Genomic DNA, 22,811 nt, shown 5'->3' with positions numbered 1-22,811 from the left:
TCAACTATTTATTTCTGCCGTTGATTTCTGCCATTCACTTCTACCATCTGGTTTTCGTATTTTTGGCTGTCAACTTGTTATTTTAGTGTAAACAGAATACTAACACGACATTGGGCTTCTTTCTCTTACCTACTTTCACCTTCTCTTGCCTAACTGAAGATTTCCTTAGGACAAAAGATTTCGTAAACCTTAAATTAAGAAAAATCTATAGAAAGTGCTAATAGAAAAGCCCGCTTTAAAAAGCGGGCTCTTAAAGCTTACAGCTTTGTTTTATTAGAAACGGTAGCCAAGCGTTAGATGAACGGTTCTTGGGTCGCCATAATAGCCAATCAAGGTTGTATCGCCTCCTAGCCCAGGTCCAAAGTTGCCATCTTCGTCGCGGGTGACAAAGTCATATCCGCCAGTGAGGTACTCTTCGTCGGTGAGGTTTTTCACGTGAAGACCTGCGTACCAATCGCCTTCTATGCTTTCCCAACGAGCACTCAGGTTAACCATGCCATACGCATCTTGTTCAATAAGATCGCTGGCTTCGAACAGTAAATAGTCACTTCTGTAGTAGTAGTTTGCGTTAAATGTAATATCACCAAAACTGGTTTCTAAGAAATAGTTAGCGTTTAAATTAAAGGTGTTTTCTGGCGTACTTGCTGAACCAATTAGTGGTGGGATCGCATTATTCTCTTTAATTTCAAAGTCGATGTATCCATAGGCCACATCAAACTGAAGGTTTTCTGAGGCAATCCAAGTCATCTCTAACTCGGCACCTGTTGCAGCTGTTTCTGCCGCGTTTCTTAAGCGTTGATCCAGCGCTGTAGGGTCGGATAAATCCCCTTCTACACCAATATACTGTCTGTCGCTATGATCGTAGGAAAAGAGCGTGACGTTCAATCGCAAGGTATCACTTAAGTCGCTCTTCATACCCAGCTCAAAACTGTCTACCACTTCGGGATTTACGCCAGGTTCATTTATTGTTGCACGAGGGTTAAAGGTGCCCGACTTGAAACCTTGAGAATAGCTGGCGAAAAACATCATGCTTGGGTCGAATTGATACTCTAGCCCTACACGAGGTGTAAAACGTGACCAACTTTGCACAGCAGGTGCATCTAGGACACCCTCTCCGTCTGTATCGGTGCCCAACACGCGAGGAACAAGCTGACCTTCTGGGCGCACATAACCATCAATCCAATCTGTAGACGGATAGACGTTGTCAAAAATAAGGCCGTTATTGACAAACGCAGACTTTTCTTCGTCGGTATAACGCGCACCAAGAGATAAAGAGAGTTGCTCGGTAATGTCGTAATTGAGCTGTGCATAAGCGGCATAACTTTCTGAGTTGTTGCAGCCGGTCACCTCACGGGTTAAACCCGGTGCGCCTAAAGACTGCCCTAGTACGCCTAAGATGGCATCGAAATTACCACAGCTATCACCATCGTAAAAATAGAGTCCCGACACCACGCCAAAATTATCGCCAAAGTAGTTTGCCTGTAATTCATGGGTAGTGTTGCTGTCGTCATACTCTGCCGGTACATCAAAAATAGGCAGAGGCGTATTATCAAAGTCGATGTTCGTAGGAGAATAACTTTCGCGATGAGAGCCGATGTATTTAAGCTCTAATTTGTCGCTCACGTTGTAGCGGGCCAGCCAGCTGTAACCCTCTAATTCAACTCGGTTAGATGTTGGCAAGCTGGTATAAGAGTCAAATTTTGAATCGGGTACCGGTGCATCGGTTAACAAGCTCGGTATCAATCGATAACCACCGCGGGCATTAGACGTATCTTCTGTTTTATCCCAGCCAAAACGGAAGAATAAATCTTCGCTAGCATGTACCTCTAGAGAGACTCTTGCAGCCCATAAGTCTTTATTATAATTTTCTTTATCTTGGTTAGGTAATGCGCTTAGCAAATACTCGCCAAAGCCATCTCGGTTTAAGTTGGCATAACCCACACCTAAGTAAACCGTATCTTCAACCAGTGGAATTTGACCGGTAACCTTAAGGTCGCGCTGGCTATAGCTGCCCACCGTGCCTTCAATGTTCATTTGCGTGTCGCCAGTCATTTCTTTAGTTACGTACTTAACCGCACCACCAATGGTGTTTTTGCCGTAAAGTGTCCCCTGGGGCCCACGTAATACCTCAATGCGCTGAACGTTTAATAAATCGAGCACTGCGCCCTGTGGTCGCGCAATATACACATCGTCGACATAAATACCAACACCAGGTTCATAGCCCCATAAAGGGTCTTGTTGCCCCAAACCACGAATAAACGCGGTTAATGTATTATTAGTCCCGCGGCTGGTTTGCAACGTTGTGTTGGGCGAAAATTGTTGTAATTCAGTAAGTACGCTAATGCCTTTTTCACCAAGCTCAACAGAGCCTACCGACGTTATGGCAACAGGCGTTTCTTGCAGCGACTCAAGGGTGCGACGCGCGGTCACTTCAATACGCTCTAATTTACCTTTTTCATTTTCAGCTTGTTCTGTATTGGCTGCTTGGCTATTGCTCTGTTGTGCCCAAACAGGAGATGCACATAAACTTGCGGCTACCGCAATGGCGCACAAACTGTGGCGAGCAACTTTGTGACAAGAAGCGTTGTGATGAGAGACTTTGTGATGAGAAGCTTTGTAATGAGAAACTGGGGTGCAGCCATGACGCTTTGTGTGTGTTGTTAGTGACATAGTGAGTCCTTTATTGTTCTAAGTGTTATTCACTGCTGGATAATTTGCTACGGTCACGAAATACTTTAGTTAATTAATTGTTAACGGTATGTAGTACCATCGTACTATGGGATTTTTGCAAAAGTAGCGTCAAACTTTACGTGTAATTTGAATACGTTAGATTTATTGACAATAAGCTTGCGCGAAAGCAAGTCGGTTAGTAGATCTACAATCGACTTAACTGCTTTGGAATATCTGCGGTCACAGATTTTTAAAGGAAAACAACTATGTTAAGTATGATTGGCTTGGTAGGCGGGCTATTGCTACTTATTGTGTTAACAATACGTGGAATGAACCTGTTTATCGCTGCCCCCTTATGTGCGCTTATTGTGGCACTAACCAATAATATTGCGGTATTTACCGGCGATGTAAACTTTGTAGAAACCTACATGAGCGGTTTCTCAGGGTTTATTGCGTCGTGGTTTTTCATGTTTTTGCTGGGGGCGTTATTTGGCAAATTTATGGAAGACACCGGCGCGGCAGATTCGGTATCACAATGGATAATTTCTAAAATTGGCTATAAGCAAGCTGTCTTAGCGGTAGTCATGGCCTGCGCCATACTTACCTACGGCGGCGTGAGCGTATTTGTGGTGGCATTTTCGGTTTATCCCATGGCGGTAAGCTTATTTAAAGATGCCAATTTACCTAGACGATTCATTCCTGCCGCCATGGCCTTTGGCTCGGTAACGTTTACGATGACGTCGGCGGGTTCACCAGAAATTCAAAACTGGATCCCAATTAAATACTTGGGTACATCGCCTTTTGCTGCATGGGAAGTCAGTTTAATTGTCGCTATTTTGATGGCGGTGTTCGGATATTGGTGGCTCGCTAAAATGATTCGAAAAGCCGTTAATCAGGGTGAAGTGTTTGAGGCAAGGGAAAGCGACCCTGAAATAAGAGAAAGAAATCTGCCACATCCATTTACCGGCATTGTGCCCCTGCTCGTTGTGCTTGCCATTTCGTTTTTATTTCACGAAGAATTGGCTCAGTTAGCGTTAATTCTAGCCTTGGGCGGCGGCGTGCTTTGTTTGCTAGCCATAAACTTTAAATACTTTCAAAGTTTGCCTGTTGCTATAAATGCTGGCACCACTGGGGCGCTGATTGCCATTGGCAATACCGCAGCGGTTGTGGGCTTTGGCTCGATTGCAAAAAATACCGACGCCTTTCAACAAACGGTGGCCCTAATGACACAAATACCTGGCAATGAGCTGATTGGTGCTGCCATTGCAGTCAGCGTAATAGCCGGGTTAACGGGTAGTGCATCGGGCGGCCAAGCCATTGCCCTTCCCTTAGTGGGCCCGCACTATATGGACCAAGGTGTAGAGCCAGAGCAGTTACACCGAATTGTTTCTATTTCATCGGGCGCCCTCGACTCATTACCTCATAACGGGTATGTCGTCACAACAATTCGCGCAATCTGCCATGAAACCCACCAAGCAGCTTATTGGGCAGTGGGAGCACTGACTGTTGTTGTGCCGGTAATGGGGCTAGCGCTGGCTATCGGCCTGTTTAGCATATTGTAAAAAAAGGGAGATTTTACTATGAATCAGCGTTTTCACGACTTTCTAGTGCTAGCGAATACGTGTACTACAAGGAAAACTTCACTTTTTCGAACTGATAAAGCTGAAATCTTGTTTGGCGGAAGGTCTGGCAGAAGAACTGGCGGCAGCCAAGGCACCGGCGTGTTAGTTGTGCTGGCAGCTAAGCTAACAAGAGAGCCAGCAACTAGGCTAACAATCAGCCTTATAATAAGGTCTATAGAGGCGCTGCTTTTACTGTCTGCACTGGCAACCACCGCTGTGCAGGCTAACGACGAAGTGAATAGCGATAAGCAACAGCAACCTACCTTGTTGGTTAATAAGCACACCTTTCACATGGACAAGTTTACTACCTTTGGTGGCAAAACCATTAACGATGTAAAGATAGGCTGGGAAGCCTACGGAAAGCTTAATGCACAAAAAGACAATGTGATTCTAATTACCCATTACTTTTCTGGCACTTCCCATGCGGCGGGTAAATACAGCGCTACCGACGAAAATGCAGGGTACTGGGATAGTATTATTGGCCCAGGCAAGGCCATTGATACCAAACGCTTTTTCGTTATAAGTGCAGACACCTTGGTGAATTTGAACGCTTATGATGAAAAGGTGGTCACCACCGGGCCCGCCACCATAAACCCATCCACAGGAAAACCCTACGGATTAGACTTTCCGGTAGTGACTATTCGCGACTTTGTTAATGTGCAAAAAGCCTTATTAGAAAGCTTGGGCATCTCAAAACTTCATGCGGTGGTAGGGCCTTCAATGGGCGCCATGCAGGCCATTGATTGGGCAAGTGCCTATCCAAGTTGGGTACCTAGAATGCTATCGGTAATAGGCGCGGGGGAGAGCGACGCGTGGACGACAACGGCTCTTGAGCATTGGGCTACGCCTATTAGAGTCGATAGAAAATGGAACAAGGGTAATTACTCACCAAACGAAGGGCCAACGGACGGACTAACGGCATCGCTGATGCTGATAACGCAAAATGCCCTCACCCCTGAATTTTTTAACGCTCAAGGTAATATGCTAGGCTTTAAAAACATAGAGCAAGCTCCCCTGTCCAGTATTAACGAACAACATTCCATAACAAAGTGGTTAAAAGCGCGGGCGGCCGCCCGCGGTAAAAAGATGGACGCTAATCACCTGCTGTATCTAGTAAGAGCGTGCCAGCTTTTTGTCGCAGGACATAAAGACAACCTAGATAAGGGCCTGGATACCATTAAGGCTAAGACGCTGTTTCTGCCTGCCGATTCTGATTTATTACTGATGCCCTATTTAGCTCAACATGCACATCAAACGCTTAAGCAGCAGGGAAATAGCAGCGAATATACCGAACTTCAAGGGTCACTTGGACACCTAGAGGGCGTGGCAAATATATCAAAACAGGCAACCGCTATTCGCCAGTTTTTGGAAAATGAGTAAAGGATTTTTATGATGACTATCAACACTATTATCAAAGCAGCCTTGGCAAGTAGCCTTTGCTTTTCCATTGCCTTACACGCGCAAACAAAACAAGAAGACATGCCCAAGCTATCTCTTGATTTATCTAACGTCACCGTATCGGGGTTGTCTTCGGGTGGATATATGGCCACACAGTTTCAACTGGCTCATAGCGATTGGGTTAAAGGTGTCGGGGTATTGGCAGCTGGCCCGTACTTTTGTGCCAAAGGCGATATTACAACGGCACTTGCCCAGTGCGTCAATAAGACCGACACCCAGCCAGATTTAACGGTTTTAAATGAGCAAGCGGCACAATATGCAAAGGCGGGAAAGCTTGCTGACTTAGACAATATGAAAGATGCCAAGGTGTGGTTATTTCATGGCAAGCGTGACGTGCGAATTGCCAGTGACGTTAGCGATGCCTTATTCGAGCAATACACAATGTGGACAGACACTCAAAACATAAAATACGTTAACGATATGTCTATCGCCCACCTGTTTCCAACGAAAACGAACGGAACCGACTGTATGACATCAGAAAGCCCGTTTATTGGTAACTGTGATTATGACGCTGCTGGCGACATGCTTAATCATCTCGTTGAAGGGTTAACTGCACCAGACGATGAACTGTCAGGTTCGCTGCATACCATTAACCAACAGGACATTGCGGGCAGCAACGCCAAAACACTGGCCAGCGAAGGCTTTGTTTACGTACCGCAAAGCTGCGCAAGCGGAGAAAGCTGTCGGGCACACATCAGTTTTCACGGCTGCAACCAATACGCTGACGCTGTGGACGATGCCTATACGTTGCAAACAGGGCTGAATGACTGGGCCGATGACAACAATATGATTGTGCTGTATCCGCAAACAAAAAAATCACTCTTTATGCCGCTAAACCCACAAGGTTGCTGGGACTGGTGGGGATATGCCTCAAAGGACTACGCCAACAGAGATGGCGATCAGATAAAGGCGGTGAATGCGCTTTTACACTCTCTTAATACGTTACCCTCGACAACAACTAAAGCTGTAACTCAAGTAAAGCCTCAGGCAATGTCTCAAGTTACACAGCCTTCGCCACACCAGGCAATAGCACAGCAAACTAGTGCACAGCGAATTAAGACACAGCACAAAATAGAATCTATGAATCAGGAAGGCTTTGATGAATAAGCGAACGGTATTTATTACTGGGGGAGCCAGTGGTATTGGTTTAGGCATCGCAGAGACGTTGGTTAAACAGGGTCATCACGTTATTGTGGCGGATATTAACGAAAGTGCTGCGCAAGAGGCGGCAGCGGTGCTGGCCAGTAAGTTCGGCAGTATTAATGATGGCAGCGCGAGCGCAGTGGCGGTAGATGTGTGTGACGCAGCGCAAATTGCTGCCTTGCCTGAAGTACTCGGTAAGCTCACCGTCGACGTATTAATTAATAACGCTGGCATCCAACATGTTTCAAACCTTGAAGATTTTCCTGCTGAAAAATGGCAGCAGCTGATTAATATTATGCTGGTTGGCCCCGCGCTAACCACCCAAGCGCTATTACCAGCCATGAAAGCACAAAATTTTGGGCGTATTATTAACGTGGGCTCTATTCACTCTCTTGTGGCATCGCCATTTAAGTCGGCCTATGTGGCTGCGAAGCATGGCTTGCTAGGACTTGCTAAAACCGTAGCATTAGAGACTGGTGACTATGATATTACTATTAACACCTTGTGTCCGGCGTATGTAAAAACTCCCTTAGTTGAGCAACAAATAGCGGCTCAAGCAAAGGAAAACAATATGACCGAGGACGATGTAGTGAAAAAAATCATGCTTGAACCTATGCCGAAAAAGCAGTTTATTGAAGTTCAAGAACTCGCCGATACTGCCGCATTTTTAATGACAAACAGCGCCAAAAACATCACAGGCCAAGCAATAACCCTAGATGGTGGCTGGACCGCAAGGTAAAACTTCCCTTTTACAAAACACTTGTGCTAATGTCCAAATCATTGGAAATGAGAGGACATTAGCGTTCCATGCCCTACCAAACCGTTGCTTTAATTGGAAAACCTCAGCACGAGGCCACTCACGACAGTTTAAACTTACTTGCCGATTATCTACTCGCCAAAGGTTGCGAGGTACTGGTAGAGGAAAGTATTGCTCAAGAGCTTGAAACCGACAACGTCAGAAGCTGCGACCTCGTCGCTATTGGTAAAGAAGCTGACCTAGCCGTTGTCGTTGGTGGAGATGGCAGCATGCTTGGCGCCGCCCGCGTGCTTGCCCGTTTTGATATCCATGTTGTGGGGGTGAATAGAGGTAATCTAGGTTTTCTCACCGACATTCATCCCGACGATATCATTCAGCAACTTGACTACATCTTTAACGGCGAGTGTTTCGTTGAAGAACGCTTTTTACTGGAAGTGGGCGTTTACCGTCACGAGAAGTTAAAAAGTAATAGTTCTGCTGTAAACGAAGTTGTGCTTCACCACGGCAAAGTAGCGCATATGATGGAGTTCGAGATTTATATCGACGAACAGTTTGTGTTTAGCCAGCGCAGTGATGGACTCATTGTAGCAACGCCAACGGGCTCAACCGCCTATTCGCTCTCCGCCGGCGGGCCCATCATTATGCCAAAACTTGATGCGCTAACCTTAGTGCCCATGTTTCCGCATACTCTGAGCAGCAGACCTATCGTGGTAGATGCCGACAGCCAGGTATCGATGAAAGTGTCAAAGGTGAATAGTGACTCATTACAAGTAAGCTGCGACAGCCATATTGTATTGCCGGTTTTACCTGGCGATGAAATTCGCATAAACAAAAGTATCGATAAACTTCACTTAGTACACCCTAAGGGCTATAGCTACTTCAACGTATTACGTAAAAAGCTGGGCTGGGGCAGTAAGCTCTACTAATGTAGGGCACTCGCCTTCTGCCATACATGTGGTCGCCATACATGTGAATGCTATAGATGTAGATTGAGCACCTATGGCTTAATTAACCCTATCTTCGCAAATTTTTCGAATTTCTCGAGCCTCGCGAACTTTGTGGCAAGTTAACCGACTTTTCTACCTAATGTTCGCCCTCCCATATAAAGAACACTGAATATTTTACACGGCTATTCATATTTCGAGCATCTTTTTCGCACCTTTTAGACAAACCTATCACATTGAAAAATAAAGAAAAATTAACCTTTGCGAATTTATTCAATTAAATTAGTTACTTATAATTTTGGTACAAGTCGGCATACCGGTTGCAACACCTTAAGCAACTGGTTCGATAATCTATGTTGTTTCAACATAACCTTTGAAGGTCGAAAGACTCGATAAGTATTATCAACACCTATTTACCGAAGCGATAATAAGGAGTTTATTATTATGAGTAACAACGAAATTAAATTTACTGCACCAGGTATGGATAACGAAACTGCAGCAAGCACTATCAAAACGTTAGAGCAACGTTTGGTGGCTCTACTTGATCTGCAGCTCACTTTAAAGCACATTCACTGGAATGTGGTAGGTCCAAACTTCATTGGTGTGCACGAAATGCTAGACCCACAGGTTGATGCAGTGCGCGAGATGACTGATACCATTGCAGAAAGAATTGCCACACTAGGCGGCGTACCGAAAGGCACACCAAAAGCCATTGTAGAGGGTCGCTCGTGGAATGATTATGACTTAGGCAAAGGCTTAGTGACCGACCATTTAAAAGCATTAGATGCAGTGTATGACGGTGTAAATAGCGATCACCGCAAGGCGATTGAAGGCTTAGGCGACTTAGACCCAGTGTCGGAAGATATGATTACGGGTCAGCTAGCTGTACTAGAGCAATTCCAGTGGTTCGTAAGAGCGCATCTAGAGTCAGGCAGCGGCGAACTAGCCCAATAGTTCCATCGGCAGAAAATATTGTCAGGAAGATTAAGGGAAGGTTATCATGACCTTCCCTTTTTTGTTTTCTGTTACCCCATGTCTTACTCACGAAAAATACTGTAAAAACCCGTGCAGAGCCCATAGGCAATGATTTAGATAACAATTTCCAACTCACGAATCGACAGATTACTTTCGACTATACTTTACATCTCAGAAATACTGTATATATTTACACGTACTGTATATATCATCATGTTCAACTTTTTTAGAGTGTGGTTATGTTAGCGAATCTTTCGATATCAAATTTTGCCGTTGTAAAACAACTTTCTGTTCATTTTGAAAATGGCCTCACTGCAGTTACGGGTGAGACAGGTGCAGGTAAATCAATTGCCATTGATGCATTGAGCTTGTGCCTCGGTGAAAGGGCCGATGCCAATGCGGTAAGAAAAGGTTCAGCAAAAGCCGAAATAGTGGCGCACTTTTCACTTGCTGATAATGCGAGTGCAATAGCGTTTCTCGACGAACATGAACTGACCTCTGATGAAGATGAAACCAGCTGCTTTATTCGCCGAATTATATCGAAAGAAGGTCGCTCAAAGGCGTTCATTAACGGTACGCCAGTGTCGTTACAGCAATTAAAAGGCCTCGGACAGACCCTACTTTCCATTCATGGTCAAAACACCCATCTACAGCTATTAAAAGAAGATTATCAGCGCCAGCTGATTGATAGCTATGCAGATCATGGTTATTTGCTAACCGACGTTAAAGACGCTTACACCTCTTGGAAGGATAAACAAAAAACACTAAACGAACTGCGTTCGAAAGCTCAACAGCGAGAAGATCGTCTGCAGTTACTTACTTATCAAGTGCAAGAACTCGACGAGTTTGCTATTGAGAACGGAGAGTTTGAAGAACTTGAAATTGAGCACAAGCGTTTAAGCAACGGACAGAGTTTATTAGAACAAGCACAAACCAGTGTGTATAACCTCTATGAAAATGATGAAGGAAATGCGCTGACCGTTATTCAAAGCAGTATTGAGAAGCTTGGCGAATTAGAAGCACACGATGCGAGCCTAACGCCTATCATCGCCCTTCTTAACGACGCATCAATTCAAGTTGAAGAAGCAGCAAGCGAGCTGCGCGGTTACTGCGATCAACTGGAAATAGACCCACTGCGTTTACAGCAGGTTGAAGCTCGCTATTCAAAAGCGATGGAGCTGGCGCGAAAACACGCCGTAACGCCTGAAGAACTTGCTCAACATCACCAGTCGTTGTCGCAAGAATTTGCCGAACTGGGTGAGCAGGAAAGCTTACTTGGTACTCTCGAACACGATGTTGAAGCAGCAAGACAACATTATTTGGTGGCGACTAGCAGTTTATCTGAAAGCCGAATGAAAGCAGCCACGGGTTTTGCAAACGACATTGAATCACAAATTCAGCAAATGAATATGCCACACGCTAAAGTGTGTATTGACATTCTTTATGACGAGCTGAAAAAGCCCGCAGTTAATGGGTTGGACTCGATTGCCTTTAAAGTATCAACGAACCCGGGGCAAGATGCCGACGTATTGGAGAAAGTGGTATCAGGCGGTGAGCTTTCTCGAATAGGTTTAGCTATTCAGGTTATCGCTAGCGATAGTCATGCTACCCCCACTATGATTTTTGACGAAGTGGACACCGGTATTAGCGGACCAACCGCTTCAATTGTAGGTGCACTGCTAAGAAAATTAGGAAAACAGTTTCAGGTAATGTGTGTCACCCATTTACCTCAAGTGGCGGCGCAAGCACATAACCAGCTTTTTGTTACCAAGCTAACTGATGGCGAAAGTACAGAAACACAGATGATACCGCTGACTAAACAAGACCGAATTGACGAACTCGCCCGACTGTTAGCTGGCGACAAAGTAACCAAATCGGCTCTTGCTAACGCAAAAGAGCTGCTAAAAAGCGCTTCATCGAACTAAAATGCAGTTGATTGGTCATAGTTGTCAATGTAGCATGCCTTCGCGCTTGCATTAAAACAGCTGAGGTTTCCTTATGAGGAAACCTTTAGGCACTAACAAAGGCAATACTGGACTTATATACGCATGAAGTTGCACCATCTTATAGTTATTCTTTGCATTACATTTACTACCACAGCTTGTTCTAACTGGATTTTCAGAATTGACGTTCCGCAGGGCAATTTTCTCGATCAGCGTGATGTTGAAAAACTGCGTATTAATATGACAAAAGAGCAAGTTATCTACGTGTTAGGTAACCCTGTTGTTCAAGACTCTTTTGATAGCGACACGTGGTATTACGTTTACGATATGAAGCGTGGCATGAAAGACAGAGGCGACGACTTCCAGCGTCAGATGATCATCACGTTTGTAGACAATAAAGTGACAAACGTTGAAGGCGACTTTGAACTGTCTGAAGACTTCAACACTCCTCTCGACGAGTAATTCAAAGACGTCGTTTTACAGCACTGCAGAAAAATAGAACAGAAGCAGGTTATTAACCTGCTTCTTTAAATGTGCTTCTATTTTCTAAGATATTATATTTAAGCTGTTAGATTCAGGCATTAGACTTAAAGCACTAGATTTAAGGTATTTGATTTAGGGTATTAATATGGAACATAGCTTTTGGCACAGCAAATGGCACAATAATGAAATTGGGTTTCATGAACCCACTGGTAATGCCTTGCTGGTGAAATATAGTGATGTTTTATTAGGCTCAGATAGCAATGAAGCCTCACAAAAGAGAATCTTTGTGCCCTTGTGCGGGAAAACTAGAGATATTGCATGGTTGCTGTCAAAAGGCTGTCAGGTTGTTGGTGCAGAGCTTAGCGAGGTGGCTATTACACAGCTGTTCGACGATCTCGACATTACTCCCACTGTTAAGTCCTCGTCTAAGGGTAAAGTATATTCAGCCCCTAACCTTACCATTTTTGTTGGTGATATTTTTGCACTTCGTCGTGATGACATTGGCGAAGTAAAAGGTGTGTATGATAGAGCAGCATTAGTTGCTTTGCCCGATGAACTGCGTCGAAAGTACGCCAACCACCTTATTGAGATAACTCACAATGCTCCACAACTGGTGATCACTTTCGACTATGACCAAAGTAAACTGCCTGGCCCTCCTTTTTGCGTAGATGAAAAAAGGGTTATCGACATGTACGCTGGTCATTATGAGATTTCGCTTCTTGAGCGCTCAGACGTAGAGGGTGGGTTAAAGAAAAAAGTGAAAGCAGACAATCTAGTATTTAGTCTAAGCATTTAGCACTTAAGCTTATTCAATCGAAGGTTTATCATAGGCCTGAATTGGTATATAGCGGCTTATCAGATTGACTCGGAACTCATTCAGACGAGATCTAGAACTGCTTTGCAATAGTGTAAAACACACTTACTTTGATTAGTTCGTATTAGTCACAAACCAATAAGCATCTCTATGCCAAACAGTATTGCGCCAATTCCCCCACCCACGATAGTGCCATTGATACGCACTTTTTGAAGGTCTCTACCTATATTCAACTCTACTTGCGCTGCCATGTCTTCTTCGTCCCAACTATTTATCGTGTCTCTAATATGTCGGGTAAGAAACTCGGCTAACTCGGGCGCCATGTATTTTGCAGCCTCGCCGATATGCTGATTGAATGAGTGTGATAATTGGCTGTCGCCTCGTAAAGAAGCCCCTAAGTCCTGCAATAATCCCGCGACCTTTTGCTCTGCTTTACCCTCGCTTTCCTCAAGAGACTTTAGCAGCCACAGGTTAAACCGCTGCCACGAGTTGTGAAGGTAATTCTTTAACGCAGGGTCGTTGATAACCTTTTCCCTAAATCCGTTTACCTTTCGCTCCATATCAGGGCTGTGCTGCAGGTCGTGTAAGAACTCATTGACCTGCTCGTCAAATGCATGCCTTATTGGATGTTCTTCGTCTTGATAAATATCTTCTAAAATAGATGACACAGCCTTTACCGCTATTAATGCGCCCTGCTCGCTTATCCAACTAGAAGGTAAAATTTTCTCTAACCTGCTGTACTCAGTCTTAAGCCAAACTACTAGTGTGTCAGCGATATACTCTTGCGTATCTGGCTGGCTTAGTAGCCCAGCTAGTTTACCAAGGAGTCTATCGAGCATGACTTGGTGTTGGCGCTCTTTGGTTACTGCTCCTAATGAGGTAGCGATTAACTGGTTTAAATCGAGATTTTTCAGCCCTTTCTCTACCGTTTTAGCAATAAAGGCTTTTACCGGTTTATCGTCTAATACTCTTAACATTCCGCTTAGCGCATCACATAAAAAACGGCTTAGCTTTTGCGCATTCTGCGGTGTTTCTAACCACCTGCCAGCACCTTGCGCAGGGTTACTGTCGCTTATCAGCTTTTCAATTGCATGAGGATTAAAAAACTTTTCTTTTACGAATTCGGAGAGGTTATTAGCAATAGCGGTTTTATTGTTCGCCACAATGTTGGTGTGTGGAATTGGGTAAGATGAAGGAATTGGTTTGAACAACGCGGTGACGGCAAACCAATCGGCTAGCCCGCCGACTAAGGCTGCTTCACTTGCCATTTTGATTAGCCCCAGCCACCAAGTATGAGCAATATCGGGCTGATATTTTTGAGTGAGAATAGTGATCACAAAAACACCCGCCGCAAACAGCAAACACGCCAATGCCTGACGCTTAGCTCTGTGTAGCTGATACTGCTTATCTTGCATGCAATTTCCTTTTAATAAAAAATGTTATCCGTTTTTGGACCTACTGATTAGAATGACCTAAACGCAAACTATCCTTTTCTTTTCATTTCTTTTCATCGCTTCAACTTTTTACCTACAAGCTATGCAAACTACAGACCTTTTATCAGCAAACGAACGCTTTGAACGTATTTAGTTGCTTAGCAGTTATACAAAGTCGCTTTTTAAATGCTGCACAGTGCGGCTCAGCCGCTTCCTTATGCGTACCTCACACGAGCGCTCTGCTTAGCTTTGTGCTTAAACCGTGAATTAGCACACATCTTTTGCTGCACATATCATCATCACAAATAGCGAAAAAAATCATTATTTAGCTTTTTCAGTAACTTAATAATCAAACCCACGACAGCAATGTATTCCTCTGCAGCTTAAATTATCGTAAACCTATGTTTTATATATATTTTACGAATTGGCACATTACATGATTACACCATATTACGAAGCAAGAGCTAGGTAGTCTACATACTGGCTATTTACCTGCTAATCAACATTTAGGTAATAGTGAGATTATAAAGTCGTAATATTTACAACATCATGTAATGCGTTACGCCACCAGCTTTCTCGCTTTAAATATAAAATTACAGATTATTAGAGGAACAACAATGAAAAAATCTTTTATCGCCGGTGCCATGATTGTAGTCAGTACAACCTTATTAAGCGGCTGTGTTATTCATGTGGGTAACGCTAGCGCTATGGATGGAAACGACGTGAGTACTATGCTTGGCAACGTTGATATAAAGAGCGGTAAGCATGCCGGTGATATTTCATCAATCAATGGTAACGTGGATATTGATGATCACGGCAGTGCTGAGGACATCAGCATAGTAAACGGCAATTTAGACATGGAAAGTCACGTAACAGCGAGAAGAATTGACGTTATAAACGGCGATATTTTCGCCGCATCTCATGTCACTGTTACGAAAGATGTAGAAACGGTGAACGGCGACATATTCTTTGATTCTCATGGCGAAGTAGGTGGGAGTATAGAAACGGTAAATGGCGACATTCATATTACCGACGTAAGAGTCGAAAAAGACCTCGCTACTGTTAGCGGCGACATCAATGTTGAAGGCGACAGCGTTATTTCTGGCAATATCGTTTATAAAAGCAGCGACAGCAAATGGATAGACGAAGATGACCACATGCCCACACTTACCATAGGGTCTAATGTGACATTGCACGGGTCTGTAATATTAGAGCGACCAGTTGAGCTTAAGATTGAAAATCAAGACATCAAAGGAAAGGTTATTGTAAGCTACGCCGACGCGAAGTAATCGTTTACTGTGTCGATTACCGTACCTTTTATAATATATAGGCGCTAAATTCACATGACCGAACAAGAAAAAATGCTCGCAGGCGAGCTTTATTTCCCTTCTGATAAACTGCTTACGGCACGTCGTAAAGACTGCCGTAAGCAGTTAGATATACTCAATAGCACGTGTCAGACTGAACATAAAAAGCGCACACAATTACTTAAAACTCTGTTCGCTAAAACGGGCAAGCGCCTTTACATCGAGTCTACATTTAAATGTGACTACGGTGAAAACATTGTTGTGGGTGAGAACTTTTATGCTAATTTCAACTGCGTTATTTTAGACGCCGCCAAGGTCACCATTGGCGATAACTGCATGCTAGCGCCACAAGTTGGTATCTATACCGCCACACACCCAATAGACCCAGTGCAGCGTGCCACCGGCATTGAATTCGCAAAATCAATCACGCTTGGCGACAACTGTTGGGTAGGTGGAATGGCCGTAATTAACCCTGGTGTCACGCTTGGTGATAATGTGGTGGTTGCATCGGGTGCTGTGGTAACCAAATCCTTTGGTGATAACGTGATCATTGGCGGAAATCCAGCCCGTGTTATTAGGGCGTGTTGATTTGTGGTGTACCACTTTTATCTAATTTAAAGCGTGACAATCGCGGATCCACTCTGAAGTTCTAGCGGGCTAAGTCAACTGACTAAGATAGGTCACTTAGCGTGGCCATACCAACGGCGTTCTTGCCTTTGTGTTTGGCGCTGTATAGCGCCTCATCTGCGCTTGATAGCATTTGATTGGGCAAGTCGTTCATCGTTAACTGATCGGGCGTAACGCTGACAATACCAAATGAACAAGAGGCATTGAAGGCATTATCGCCTTCACCAAACTGTGTGTTAGCCACATGTGCACGAATGCGCTCGACAATAGCAGGAGCGTGATTTTCGTTTTGTGTCTCGGTAAATAAAATAACGAACTCATCACCACCCAACCGCGCAATGCAATCAGACTGTCGAATGTTTTCCTTAATAATACTGGTTATTCGTGTCAGTAGCGCATCACCACTAGCATGACCATATTGATCGTTAATAGTTTTAAAATTGTCCACATCGAACACGCACACTGATAGCCATTTAAGCTCTCTCCTTAGCATTAAGTTTACGGCTTCGGTGAGGCGTATTTCTAGGTAACTGCGAGAAAATGCCTGGGTTAAATGATCGTACATTAAACGATCGCTTAGCAATCGTCGTTCTTCATAAAGGTCATCGATGTGCAACACCAGCGCCCACGCAATGGTCGATGTCACTAAAAATGAACCAATCCATGTAAGCGGCGGTAAATCAGCAACTTGAACACCTGTTAGCATGTCGCACACACCAGTTATCATCCAAATTGTATTGGCAAGAAGCAATAGTAAAACGGTGCTGGTATTGCTATCTTTTTGCTCCTTTTCTCGTGTCTGTAGTTGCCTTCTGCGCTGTCGTAAAAACACCCTAAAAAGTATAAAAATGCAATACACCGCCAATACTAAAATCCACACTCCCCAAAGCTCGAATAGTGGCCCAAACGCGAGGCCTGTGTAATAAGAGGATGTCGCATAAAAGGCATTGTCGAGAAATAGCGAACTTGGTATTACCGTGGCTATTGAGAAAGCGGCGCAAATGCCATAACACCATTTTAAAGATGCAGGGGCTTCAAACTTAAAGAACGCCAGATAGAAATGCAGACTTAGCACCGTGGTAAACATAGCCGCAACCACCGTAACCCGGTTTGAAATACTAAGGTAAGTAAGGTTATCACCGGCATTGAGCATGACCGCAAATGCACCAAAGAAAATACCGCTGACCAATGCCGCAATCGAGAAAATTAAGTAGTATTTCACCGACTCTTCATGGCGTGAGGTTAAGCGGTGGTAAAGCAGTACAAAGAAAAAGCTTAGTAACAAGCAAATGGTGGAGGTCACGAATAAGGGTAGTGATAATCCTTGAATCATATCGTTTTAAACTACCTCTGCGGCTGCTATTGCCCGCTATTCTTAAGGGCGTTTATATTTATCATACCCCAAAGTATTTGCAAATATATTCGTGTTGTGTGCCGTAACTATTCACATAAAAGACGCCAAAGCGAACGTCATCAAATACTTTGAGTAAGCTTTAGTATAAAGCAAGATAGCTAAATTGCTCAGCAGATTAACTCGCTGCATTGGTGCCGCCCCTCCTGTTGTACCTCATTCGTTTTTAGGGTGTTTTTGCGTCCAGCAGTAAAGCGTAAGCTGAGATCACGGCCTCGCGGCGTGTTAAGCCGTTACATTGCGCTGCAGCGTTATTCATAGTTAGCGATATAAACCTAAACCGTCTGTGCAAATACCAAGTATGAAATACTACAAACATCATAGATTCATTCACCTTTTAAAAAAGGAATTTAAAATGGCTAAACACCACGGCAACCAAATAAAAAACGACGATACCTATGAAGCCCTTCGCGACGAAGGCTATAGCAAAGAAAAGTCGGCGCGTATCGCCAATGCCCAAGCAAATAGTGAACAAACACCGTCTAAAGATGGCGGCAAAGCCAACAGGTACGAAGATCGCACTAAAGATGAGCTCTATCAAAAAGCCAAAGAAGTGGGCATCGACGGGCGCTCTAACATGAGTAAAGACGAGTTAATCGATGCGTTGCGTAATCATTAATGGCGGACACACCACCATTTGCAGAGCTAAGTTTTCCTAGATCGACACAAAAATATTTATTTTATGGTTTAGTGTGTCTGTTATTGAATGCGGTTTAATGACCTACAGCAGTTATAAAAAGTTTTCTATTGCTTGAATGGCAGGGTGAATATGTTTTTATAACTAGGCTGAACATTGCCAATTCCGGTGTCTTTGGTATCCGCATCGTGAAACGTGCCAAACAACCGGTCCCAAATTATACACACGCAACCATAGTTAGTATTACTTTCACTGATGACGTGGGAGTGATGATGAATATGGAAGCGGTTAGTCGTAAAAAACCAGCCAACTATGGCTGAATTCAGTCGTAAATTACTGTGTGCAAGTAAAGCTGTTACTGCCGTGAGAGAAACAAAAGCTGCACCCACCGCCTCTCCAACTAAGAGAAATCCAACAATCGCTCTTGGCAGGATAAGAAAAAAAGCTTCTATCGGGTGATTTGCTAGTGAATTCATACTACTCAGTTTTTTAAACGCGTGATGCGCACCATGGCCTGAAAGTCGCCAAAGCCATCCCCATCGGTGAGACGCCCTATGATACCAATAGTTAACAAATTCAAATGCAGAAAAGATAAGCAGTACCTGCACGACTACAGGCCAGTGTGAAGGCCAAACAGCGCGACGTTTTCTCTGAAACTTTTTCGCCAATCCTTTCTGGCGGGAATAATGTTCTCAAATAGTGTAAGCAGACAGAATGCAACGACGATAAATAGGGTATGAGCATCTATAGACGCTTTCGTGTCGGCTAAATACAGTGAAATGGCAATTAAGGTAGGTTGTAACATCCAATACACGGCGAAGCGCAATGTATTTTCCATAAGAGAAGTAATGTCTACGTTTGATTGCTTACTCATACCACTTCCCTGTCTAGCGGCTAATAATTTTACTATCCGAAGAGCATATTTATGGGCTCCTCACATTTACAAATGTGTAGCCTTAAATAAATTAGTTATTTATGCCTTTTTGTAACAAATACTTTCAGCGGGCTTAGTAGAGCATGAACCTTGCTCATACAAAAAAAGAAATAAGGTCATCTTTATTCATAGTTAAAGCTACGTATATTGTATAGGTCGCTCTAATAGCACTTATCATACTCGGTTTGATCTTAAGAATAGAGGCGCATACTCATGAACAATAACGTGGACAAAAATTTCTCTTTCATTAAAAAGGCGTCAAGATCACATCTGGCAGTCTTTAGTGTACGTGTTGCGAACCTTGATGCTACGACAAGCCTGACGCTGTTTTGAGAAAGAGTTCTGAGTTCAAATTTCTATCGCGAATGCGAACTTCAGCGTCATAGCCCATATTCGGAGTGTTTATTCATAGCCAGTTATCGGTGTCTTGCCCACCCAATATTACGGTAATTTCAATATCACTATCAATAAAGCGAAAATAGATAGTGTCTGAACGATATACGCAACGCCGATAACCCAAACGAATATGCTCAGCAGATTGATATGCTAGCGGATTACTCGCTATTTTTTGGAACGTCTCAAAGAAGCCCAAAAAGTATTCGTCGGCCTGCGCTTCGCCAAACTCTTCTACCCCATAAACATATATACGTCGGAGATCTTCTTTTGCATTTCTCGATAGTCTATATGCAGCCATTTAGCGTTTTAGGTCAGCTTTGAATTCAGCTAAAATTTCTTCTGGCGATTGATCAACGTGGCCGCTCTGTTCTGCTTTCGCAAGCTTCTCATTAATAAACTCAGCCCGCCTTGCTCTTCTGATAATGTCATTTACTAACTCGCTTTTATTTGCGTATTCTCCCGCGGCACCAACATGACTTTTTAACCAATCATCATTTTTTTCAGAAAGTGTAATACTTTGACGTGGCATTTTAACTTCTCCAACAGATAAGCTGGTGCAATATTACACCAGAAGATATCCTGTGTCATATCCATGTGGGGAATATCGATATGTTAACGAGACTTTATTTAAAAAGTCATAGGTCGGCGAAGCTAGAACGAATTCAAAGTTAAGCCCAAAAGCTGCCGTTCGGGACTGAGATTTTCGTGAAGTCTCAAATACTAATTTGTGAAAAGAAGTAGTTGTTTTAAAGAAAACATCTTACCGGCAACTGTGTACGTAAAGCAGACATTTTACCTTTCCCATGAAAACACGAAGTATGTTTCTTCATGGGAAACGGGTGTTACTATGAATTCAATCTAATAAACTGTTTCATGCCTGAGCCCGCGAGTATCAAGCCAAAGGAATTTCTATGAAGATAAAGGAAGTAAAATTAAATCGATTTAAACGCTTCACCAACCTCACGTTAACGAATATACCTGAAACTGCAAAGCTTATAGTGCTGGTTGGGCCGAACGGGAGCGGAAAAACATCCCTTTTTGAGGCTTTAAATCATTGGTATAAATTCAAAGGCTTCAATAATCGGGGTATCCAAGATTATCTTGAAAAAAAAGACGGAGAGATAACCAGCCCTGAAATTTGGCGGCAAACGTCACAGAACAAGGTAGAGATATCTTTTCATAATGATCAACAGCTCAATCAAGAGCAAATAAAGGGAAAGTTCTATTTTCGTACTGCGTACAGAAATGAGCCTGATTTTACTGTTTCCAATCTACATAAACAGAACAATCCTGCGGAGACTATAAAACTTGATAACTTGATGCAGAACGACCAGACTGTCTCAGAAAACTACCAGCGGCTCGTGGCTCAAACACTAGCAGGTGTTTATGAGTCATCCAACAATGATAAAACTGTTGAACAACTTAGAGATGAGCTGATAGGAAAAATAAAAAACTCCCTGTCCAAGATATTTGAGGACCTAAACTTAAGCTCCATTGGTGATCCGTTATCTAATGGCAGTTTTTATTTTGAGAAAGGTACTGCAAAAGACTTTCACTACAAAAATCTATCCGCTGGTGAAAAGTCTGTATTCGACTTAGTTTTAGATATGATTATCAAGTCTAGCTTCTACTCTGATGCAGTTTTCTGCATCGATGAGCCAGAAGCACACATGCATACAAGGCTTCAGTCTAAAGTCCTCAGAGAGCTCTATGATTTAACCCCTGATAACTCGCAGTTGTGGGTTTCTACGCATTCAATAGGGATGCTTAAAGAGGCTGAAGATATTGAAGAGCAAAATCCAAAAACTGTTGTTTTTCTAGATTTTGACAATAGGGACTTCGATCTGGCTGAGGTAATTCAGCCCACCCAAATTAGCAGAGCTATTTGGGATCGTTTTTTTGATCTAGCGTTTGCTGATTTCTCGAAACTCATATCTCCTCAGAAAATTGTGTTTTGCGAAGGGACTAGCCAAGGAAGAAAGTATCGAGATTTTGATTCATTAATTTATGGAAAGATATTGGGTGAAAAGCATCATGGCACTACGTTCGTGTCTGTCGGTTCATGCTCAGAAATAGAAGACATCGAAAACCAATCTGTCAAAATTATTTCCAATATATTGAAGTCATCGGAAATCATCAAGTTCGTCGATAGAGACGACAAAAGTGATGAAGAGGTAGCTGAGCTCTTGGCAAAAGGAGTAAAGACTTCTGTCAGAAGGCACATTGAATGTTACCTACTTGACGATGAGATTATTTCGAAGTTATGTTCAGTCACTGGTAAAGCGGAATGCATAGAGCAGTGCCTTCAGGCAAAAGCACTAGCTATTCAAGAGAGCATTGATAGAGGTAACCCTGAAGACGATATAAAATCAGCAAGCGGAAAAATTTTCACTGAAGTAAAAAAAATCCTCGGATTAACGCAATGTGGCAACAATAAGTGCGCCTTTCTTAGGGATACTATAGCGCCCTTGGTTACTCCGGAAACTCAGGTCTACCAAGAAATCGAAAATGAGATTTTCGGCCAGCGAGAATGAAGCATATAACAAGCGCATTTTGTCGGACTGGTTTTCCGCTTGGCTCCAAATCAGCCGCAAATGCGTACGTTATACGTTTCGACCGGGAGTCAATTAGCAATGTCTGCCTACAGCAATAAGTATGAAGAGTTTTTATTTCACAGGATTGATGATTCAGATTTGCTGACTGGCTTTGTTATTGGACACTTAGTGATCGAACACCTTCTTGAAGAGATAATTCTAAATTACGACAGCAAACTCAAAGAGCATTTTCTATCATTGGCTCATAGCAGAAAAATCACCTTGATAAATTCCTTGGGCTTGGTGCCCGATGATGTGGCAAGCTGCCTTCAAAGTATTAACAAGATGAGAAACAAGTTTGCGCATCAGCTAGGTTATGAACCAAACAAAGGTGAATTGCTGAATCTAATATCAAAATGTAAGGCTAGCTTTAATGATATGACCGATGGTCTTGAGCAACTGCATGGCGCTTTAACAGATTCGGACAGCCTGCTTGAGGCACAAGAGGAGTTCGGAGTTGGTCTGGCAGATCTATTTATTCAGGTGGTTTACGATCTGGAGGGGTATGCGAATAAAGATGATTAGCCAGAAAACGTATAACACATATGAGCCTCCGGGCTGTCAATGAAAAAAGATAGCCCTTTGACCGCTATTTCAAGATCAATACCGTTGCCTTTTTAGAACTCGTTTACTTCGTCTGTCATGGTTGATGTTAGGCAAATT

At 43.3% G+C, this 22,811-nt stretch carries 21 protein-coding genes; 14 read left to right on the top strand and 7 right to left on the bottom strand.

Annotation, left to right across the window (positions count from 1 at the left end):
* Nucleotides 1-273: 273 nt before the first annotated feature.
* Nucleotides 274-2,670 (bottom strand): TonB-dependent receptor, encoded by a 2,397-nt coding sequence (locus tag O9X84_RS15490; protein WP_269520596.1) that lies wholly within the window; start codon nucleotides 2,668-2,670, stop codon nucleotides 274-276.
* A gap of 266 nt (nucleotides 2,671-2,936) precedes the next feature.
* Between O9X84_RS15490 and O9X84_RS15485 the strand changes: the two genes are divergently transcribed.
* The 9 genes from O9X84_RS15485 to tmpT all read left to right on the top strand — a co-directional run bounded on the left by O9X84_RS15485 (nucleotide 2,937) and on the right by tmpT (nucleotide 12,791).
* Complete coding sequence (locus O9X84_RS15485) at nucleotides 2,937-4,232, top strand: GntP family permease (RefSeq protein WP_269520595.1); 1,296 nt, start codon at nucleotides 2,937-2,939, stop codon at nucleotides 4,230-4,232.
* Nucleotides 4,233-4,250: 18 nt separating this feature from the next.
* Nucleotides 4,251-5,672, top strand: a complete 1,422-nt coding sequence (locus O9X84_RS15480) for an E22 family MetX-like putative esterase (RefSeq protein ID WP_269520594.1) — start codon at nucleotides 4,251-4,253, stop codon at nucleotides 5,670-5,672.
* A 12-nt stretch (nucleotides 5,673-5,684) separates the two neighbouring features.
* Entirely contained in the window at nucleotides 5,685-6,857 is a 1,173-nt protein-coding gene (locus tag O9X84_RS15475; RefSeq protein WP_269520593.1) for an extracellular catalytic domain type 2 short-chain-length polyhydroxyalkanoate depolymerase, read from the top strand.
* Nucleotides 6,850-7,632 carry a 3-hydroxybutyrate dehydrogenase gene (locus tag O9X84_RS15470; RefSeq protein ID WP_269520592.1) on the top strand — a complete coding sequence of 261 codons (783 nt, stop codon included), beginning with the start codon at nucleotides 6,850-6,852 and terminating at the stop codon, nucleotides 7,630-7,632. Before O9X84_RS15475 ends, O9X84_RS15470 begins: the two co-directional genes overlap by 8 nt.
* A gap of 68 nt (nucleotides 7,633-7,700) precedes the next feature.
* On the top strand, nucleotides 7,701-8,576 hold the full coding sequence (gene nadK / locus O9X84_RS15465; RefSeq protein ID WP_269520591.1) for an NAD(+) kinase: 876 nt from the start codon (nucleotides 7,701-7,703) through the stop codon (nucleotides 8,574-8,576).
* Between the two features lie 462 nt (nucleotides 8,577-9,038).
* The gene (gene dps, locus O9X84_RS15460) at nucleotides 9,039-9,548 is read left to right on the top strand and encodes a DNA starvation/stationary phase protection protein Dps (protein WP_269520590.1); all 510 of its coding nucleotides are present in this window, start codon (nucleotides 9,039-9,041) and stop codon (nucleotides 9,546-9,548) included.
* Between the two features lie 260 nt (nucleotides 9,549-9,808).
* Nucleotides 9,809-11,494 carry a DNA repair protein RecN gene (gene recN / locus O9X84_RS15455; RefSeq protein WP_269520589.1) on the top strand — a complete coding sequence of 562 codons (1,686 nt, stop codon included), beginning with the start codon at nucleotides 9,809-9,811 and terminating at the stop codon, nucleotides 11,492-11,494.
* A 123-nt stretch (nucleotides 11,495-11,617) separates the two neighbouring features.
* Nucleotides 11,618-11,974 carry an outer membrane protein assembly factor BamE gene (locus tag O9X84_RS15450; RefSeq protein WP_269520588.1) on the top strand — a complete coding sequence of 119 codons (357 nt, stop codon included), beginning with the start codon at nucleotides 11,618-11,620 and terminating at the stop codon, nucleotides 11,972-11,974.
* A 166-nt stretch (nucleotides 11,975-12,140) separates the two neighbouring features.
* Nucleotides 12,141-12,791 carry a thiopurine S-methyltransferase gene (gene tmpT / locus O9X84_RS15445; protein ID WP_269520587.1) on the top strand — a complete coding sequence of 217 codons (651 nt, stop codon included), beginning with the start codon at nucleotides 12,141-12,143 and terminating at the stop codon, nucleotides 12,789-12,791.
* A 146-nt stretch (nucleotides 12,792-12,937) separates the two neighbouring features.
* Here the strand turns inward: tmpT and O9X84_RS15440 are convergent, their stop codons facing one another.
* A complete protein-coding gene (locus O9X84_RS15440) occupies nucleotides 12,938-14,224 on the bottom strand; it encodes a DUF445 domain-containing protein (RefSeq protein ID WP_269520586.1) in 1,287 nt (428 codons plus the stop codon).
* A gap of 635 nt (nucleotides 14,225-14,859) precedes the next feature.
* On the opposite strand from O9X84_RS15440, the gene O9X84_RS15435 reads away from it, so the two are divergent.
* Both O9X84_RS15435 and O9X84_RS15430 read left to right on the top strand, forming a co-directional pair.
* Nucleotides 14,860-15,531, top strand: a complete 672-nt coding sequence (locus tag O9X84_RS15435; RefSeq protein ID WP_269520585.1) for a hypothetical protein — start codon at nucleotides 14,860-14,862, stop codon at nucleotides 15,529-15,531.
* A 54-nt stretch (nucleotides 15,532-15,585) separates the two neighbouring features.
* Nucleotides 15,586-16,137 carry a sugar O-acetyltransferase gene (locus O9X84_RS15430; RefSeq protein ID WP_269520584.1) on the top strand — a complete coding sequence of 184 codons (552 nt, stop codon included), beginning with the start codon at nucleotides 15,586-15,588 and terminating at the stop codon, nucleotides 16,135-16,137.
* An 82-nt stretch (nucleotides 16,138-16,219) separates the two neighbouring features.
* Here the strand turns inward: O9X84_RS15430 and O9X84_RS15425 are convergent, their stop codons facing one another.
* The gene (locus O9X84_RS15425; protein WP_269520583.1) at nucleotides 16,220-17,509 is read right to left on the bottom strand and encodes a GGDEF domain-containing protein; all 1,290 of its coding nucleotides are present in this window, start codon (nucleotides 17,507-17,509) and stop codon (nucleotides 16,220-16,222) included.
* A gap of 433 nt (nucleotides 17,510-17,942) precedes the next feature.
* Here O9X84_RS15425 and O9X84_RS15420 point away from each other — a divergent pair, with 433 nt between their 5' ends.
* The gene (locus O9X84_RS15420; protein ID WP_269520582.1) at nucleotides 17,943-18,206 is read left to right on the top strand and encodes a DUF7218 family protein; all 264 of its coding nucleotides are present in this window, start codon (nucleotides 17,943-17,945) and stop codon (nucleotides 18,204-18,206) included.
* Nucleotides 18,207-18,331: 125 nt separating this feature from the next.
* Here the strand turns inward: O9X84_RS15420 and O9X84_RS15415 are convergent, their stop codons facing one another.
* The 4 genes from O9X84_RS15415 to O9X84_RS15400 form a co-directional block, all read right to left on the bottom strand.
* Nucleotides 18,332-18,832, bottom strand: coding sequence for a sterol desaturase family protein (locus tag O9X84_RS15415; RefSeq protein ID WP_269520581.1), 501 nt, complete (start codon nucleotides 18,830-18,832; stop codon nucleotides 18,332-18,334).
* 2 nt (nucleotides 18,833-18,834) lie between these two features.
* Entirely contained in the window at nucleotides 18,835-19,098 is a 264-nt protein-coding gene (locus tag O9X84_RS15410; protein ID WP_269520580.1) for a hypothetical protein, read from the bottom strand.
* A 466-nt stretch (nucleotides 19,099-19,564) separates the two neighbouring features.
* Nucleotides 19,565-19,852, bottom strand: a complete 288-nt coding sequence (locus O9X84_RS15405; protein WP_269520579.1) for a type II toxin-antitoxin system RelE/ParE family toxin — start codon at nucleotides 19,850-19,852, stop codon at nucleotides 19,565-19,567.
* A complete protein-coding gene (locus tag O9X84_RS15400) occupies nucleotides 19,853-20,083 on the bottom strand; it encodes a ribbon-helix-helix domain-containing protein (protein WP_032096979.1) in 231 nt (76 codons plus the stop codon).
* A gap of 382 nt (nucleotides 20,084-20,465) precedes the next feature.
* On the opposite strand from O9X84_RS15400, the gene O9X84_RS15395 reads away from it, so the two are divergent.
* Both O9X84_RS15395 and O9X84_RS15390 read left to right on the top strand, forming a co-directional pair.
* Nucleotides 20,466-22,088: an AAA family ATPase gene (locus O9X84_RS15395; RefSeq protein ID WP_269520578.1), complete on the top strand. Its 1,623-nt coding sequence runs from the start codon at nucleotides 20,466-20,468 to the stop codon at nucleotides 22,086-22,088.
* A gap of 99 nt (nucleotides 22,089-22,187) precedes the next feature.
* Complete coding sequence (locus O9X84_RS15390) at nucleotides 22,188-22,673, top strand: hypothetical protein (RefSeq protein ID WP_269520577.1); 486 nt, start codon at nucleotides 22,188-22,190, stop codon at nucleotides 22,671-22,673.
* The last annotated feature ends 138 nt before the right edge of the window (nucleotides 22,674-22,811 follow it).

Origin of the sequence: Alteromonas sp. BMJM2 (genome assembly GCF_027257845.1) — a bacterium.
Classification (GTDB): domain Bacteria; phylum Pseudomonadota; class Gammaproteobacteria; order Enterobacterales; family Alteromonadaceae; genus Alteromonas.
The sequence above is the reverse complement of the archived record's forward strand: the minus strand, read 5'-3'. Positions and strand labels throughout refer to the sequence as shown.

Bases quoted from the DNA above. Each gene is read 5' to 3' on its own strand.
- O9X84_RS15490 (WP_269520596.1), bottom strand. From the start codon at position 2,670: ATGTCACTAACAACACACACAAAGCGTCATGGCTGCACCCCAGTTTCT.
- O9X84_RS15485 (WP_269520595.1), top strand. From the start codon at position 2,937: ATGTTAAGTATGATTGGCTTGGTAGGCGGGCTATTGCTACTTATTGTG.
- O9X84_RS15480 (WP_269520594.1), top strand. From the start codon at position 4,251: ATGAATCAGCGTTTTCACGACTTTCTAGTGCTAGCGAATACGTGTACT.
- O9X84_RS15475 (WP_269520593.1), top strand. From the start codon at position 5,685: ATGACTATCAACACTATTATCAAAGCAGCCTTGGCAAGTAGCCTTTGC.
- O9X84_RS15470 (WP_269520592.1), top strand. From the start codon at position 6,850: ATGAATAAGCGAACGGTATTTATTACTGGGGGAGCCAGTGGTATTGGT.
- nadK (WP_269520591.1), top strand. From the start codon at position 7,701: ATGCCCTACCAAACCGTTGCTTTAATTGGAAAACCTCAGCACGAGGCC.
- dps (WP_269520590.1), top strand. From the start codon at position 9,039: ATGAGTAACAACGAAATTAAATTTACTGCACCAGGTATGGATAACGAA.
- recN (WP_269520589.1), top strand. From the start codon at position 9,809: ATGTTAGCGAATCTTTCGATATCAAATTTTGCCGTTGTAAAACAACTT.
- O9X84_RS15450 (WP_269520588.1), top strand. From the start codon at position 11,618: ATGAAGTTGCACCATCTTATAGTTATTCTTTGCATTACATTTACTACC.
- tmpT (WP_269520587.1), top strand. From the start codon at position 12,141: ATGGAACATAGCTTTTGGCACAGCAAATGGCACAATAATGAAATTGGG.
- O9X84_RS15440 (WP_269520586.1), bottom strand. From the start codon at position 14,224: ATGCAAGATAAGCAGTATCAGCTACACAGAGCTAAGCGTCAGGCATTG.
- O9X84_RS15435 (WP_269520585.1), top strand. From the start codon at position 14,860: ATGAAAAAATCTTTTATCGCCGGTGCCATGATTGTAGTCAGTACAACC.
- O9X84_RS15430 (WP_269520584.1), top strand. From the start codon at position 15,586: ATGACCGAACAAGAAAAAATGCTCGCAGGCGAGCTTTATTTCCCTTCT.
- O9X84_RS15425 (WP_269520583.1), bottom strand. From the start codon at position 17,509: ATGATTCAAGGATTATCACTACCCTTATTCGTGACCTCCACCATTTGC.
- O9X84_RS15420 (WP_269520582.1), top strand. From the start codon at position 17,943: ATGGCTAAACACCACGGCAACCAAATAAAAAACGACGATACCTATGAA.
- O9X84_RS15410 (WP_269520580.1), bottom strand. From the start codon at position 19,098: ATGAGTAAGCAATCAAACGTAGACATTACTTCTCTTATGGAAAATACA.
- O9X84_RS15405 (WP_269520579.1), bottom strand. From the start codon at position 19,852: ATGGCTGCATATAGACTATCGAGAAATGCAAAAGAAGATCTCCGACGT.
- O9X84_RS15400 (WP_032096979.1), bottom strand. From the start codon at position 20,083: ATGCCACGTCAAAGTATTACACTTTCTGAAAAAAATGATGATTGGTTA.
- O9X84_RS15395 (WP_269520578.1), top strand. From the start codon at position 20,466: ATGAAGATAAAGGAAGTAAAATTAAATCGATTTAAACGCTTCACCAAC.
- O9X84_RS15390 (WP_269520577.1), top strand. From the start codon at position 22,188: ATGTCTGCCTACAGCAATAAGTATGAAGAGTTTTTATTTCACAGGATT.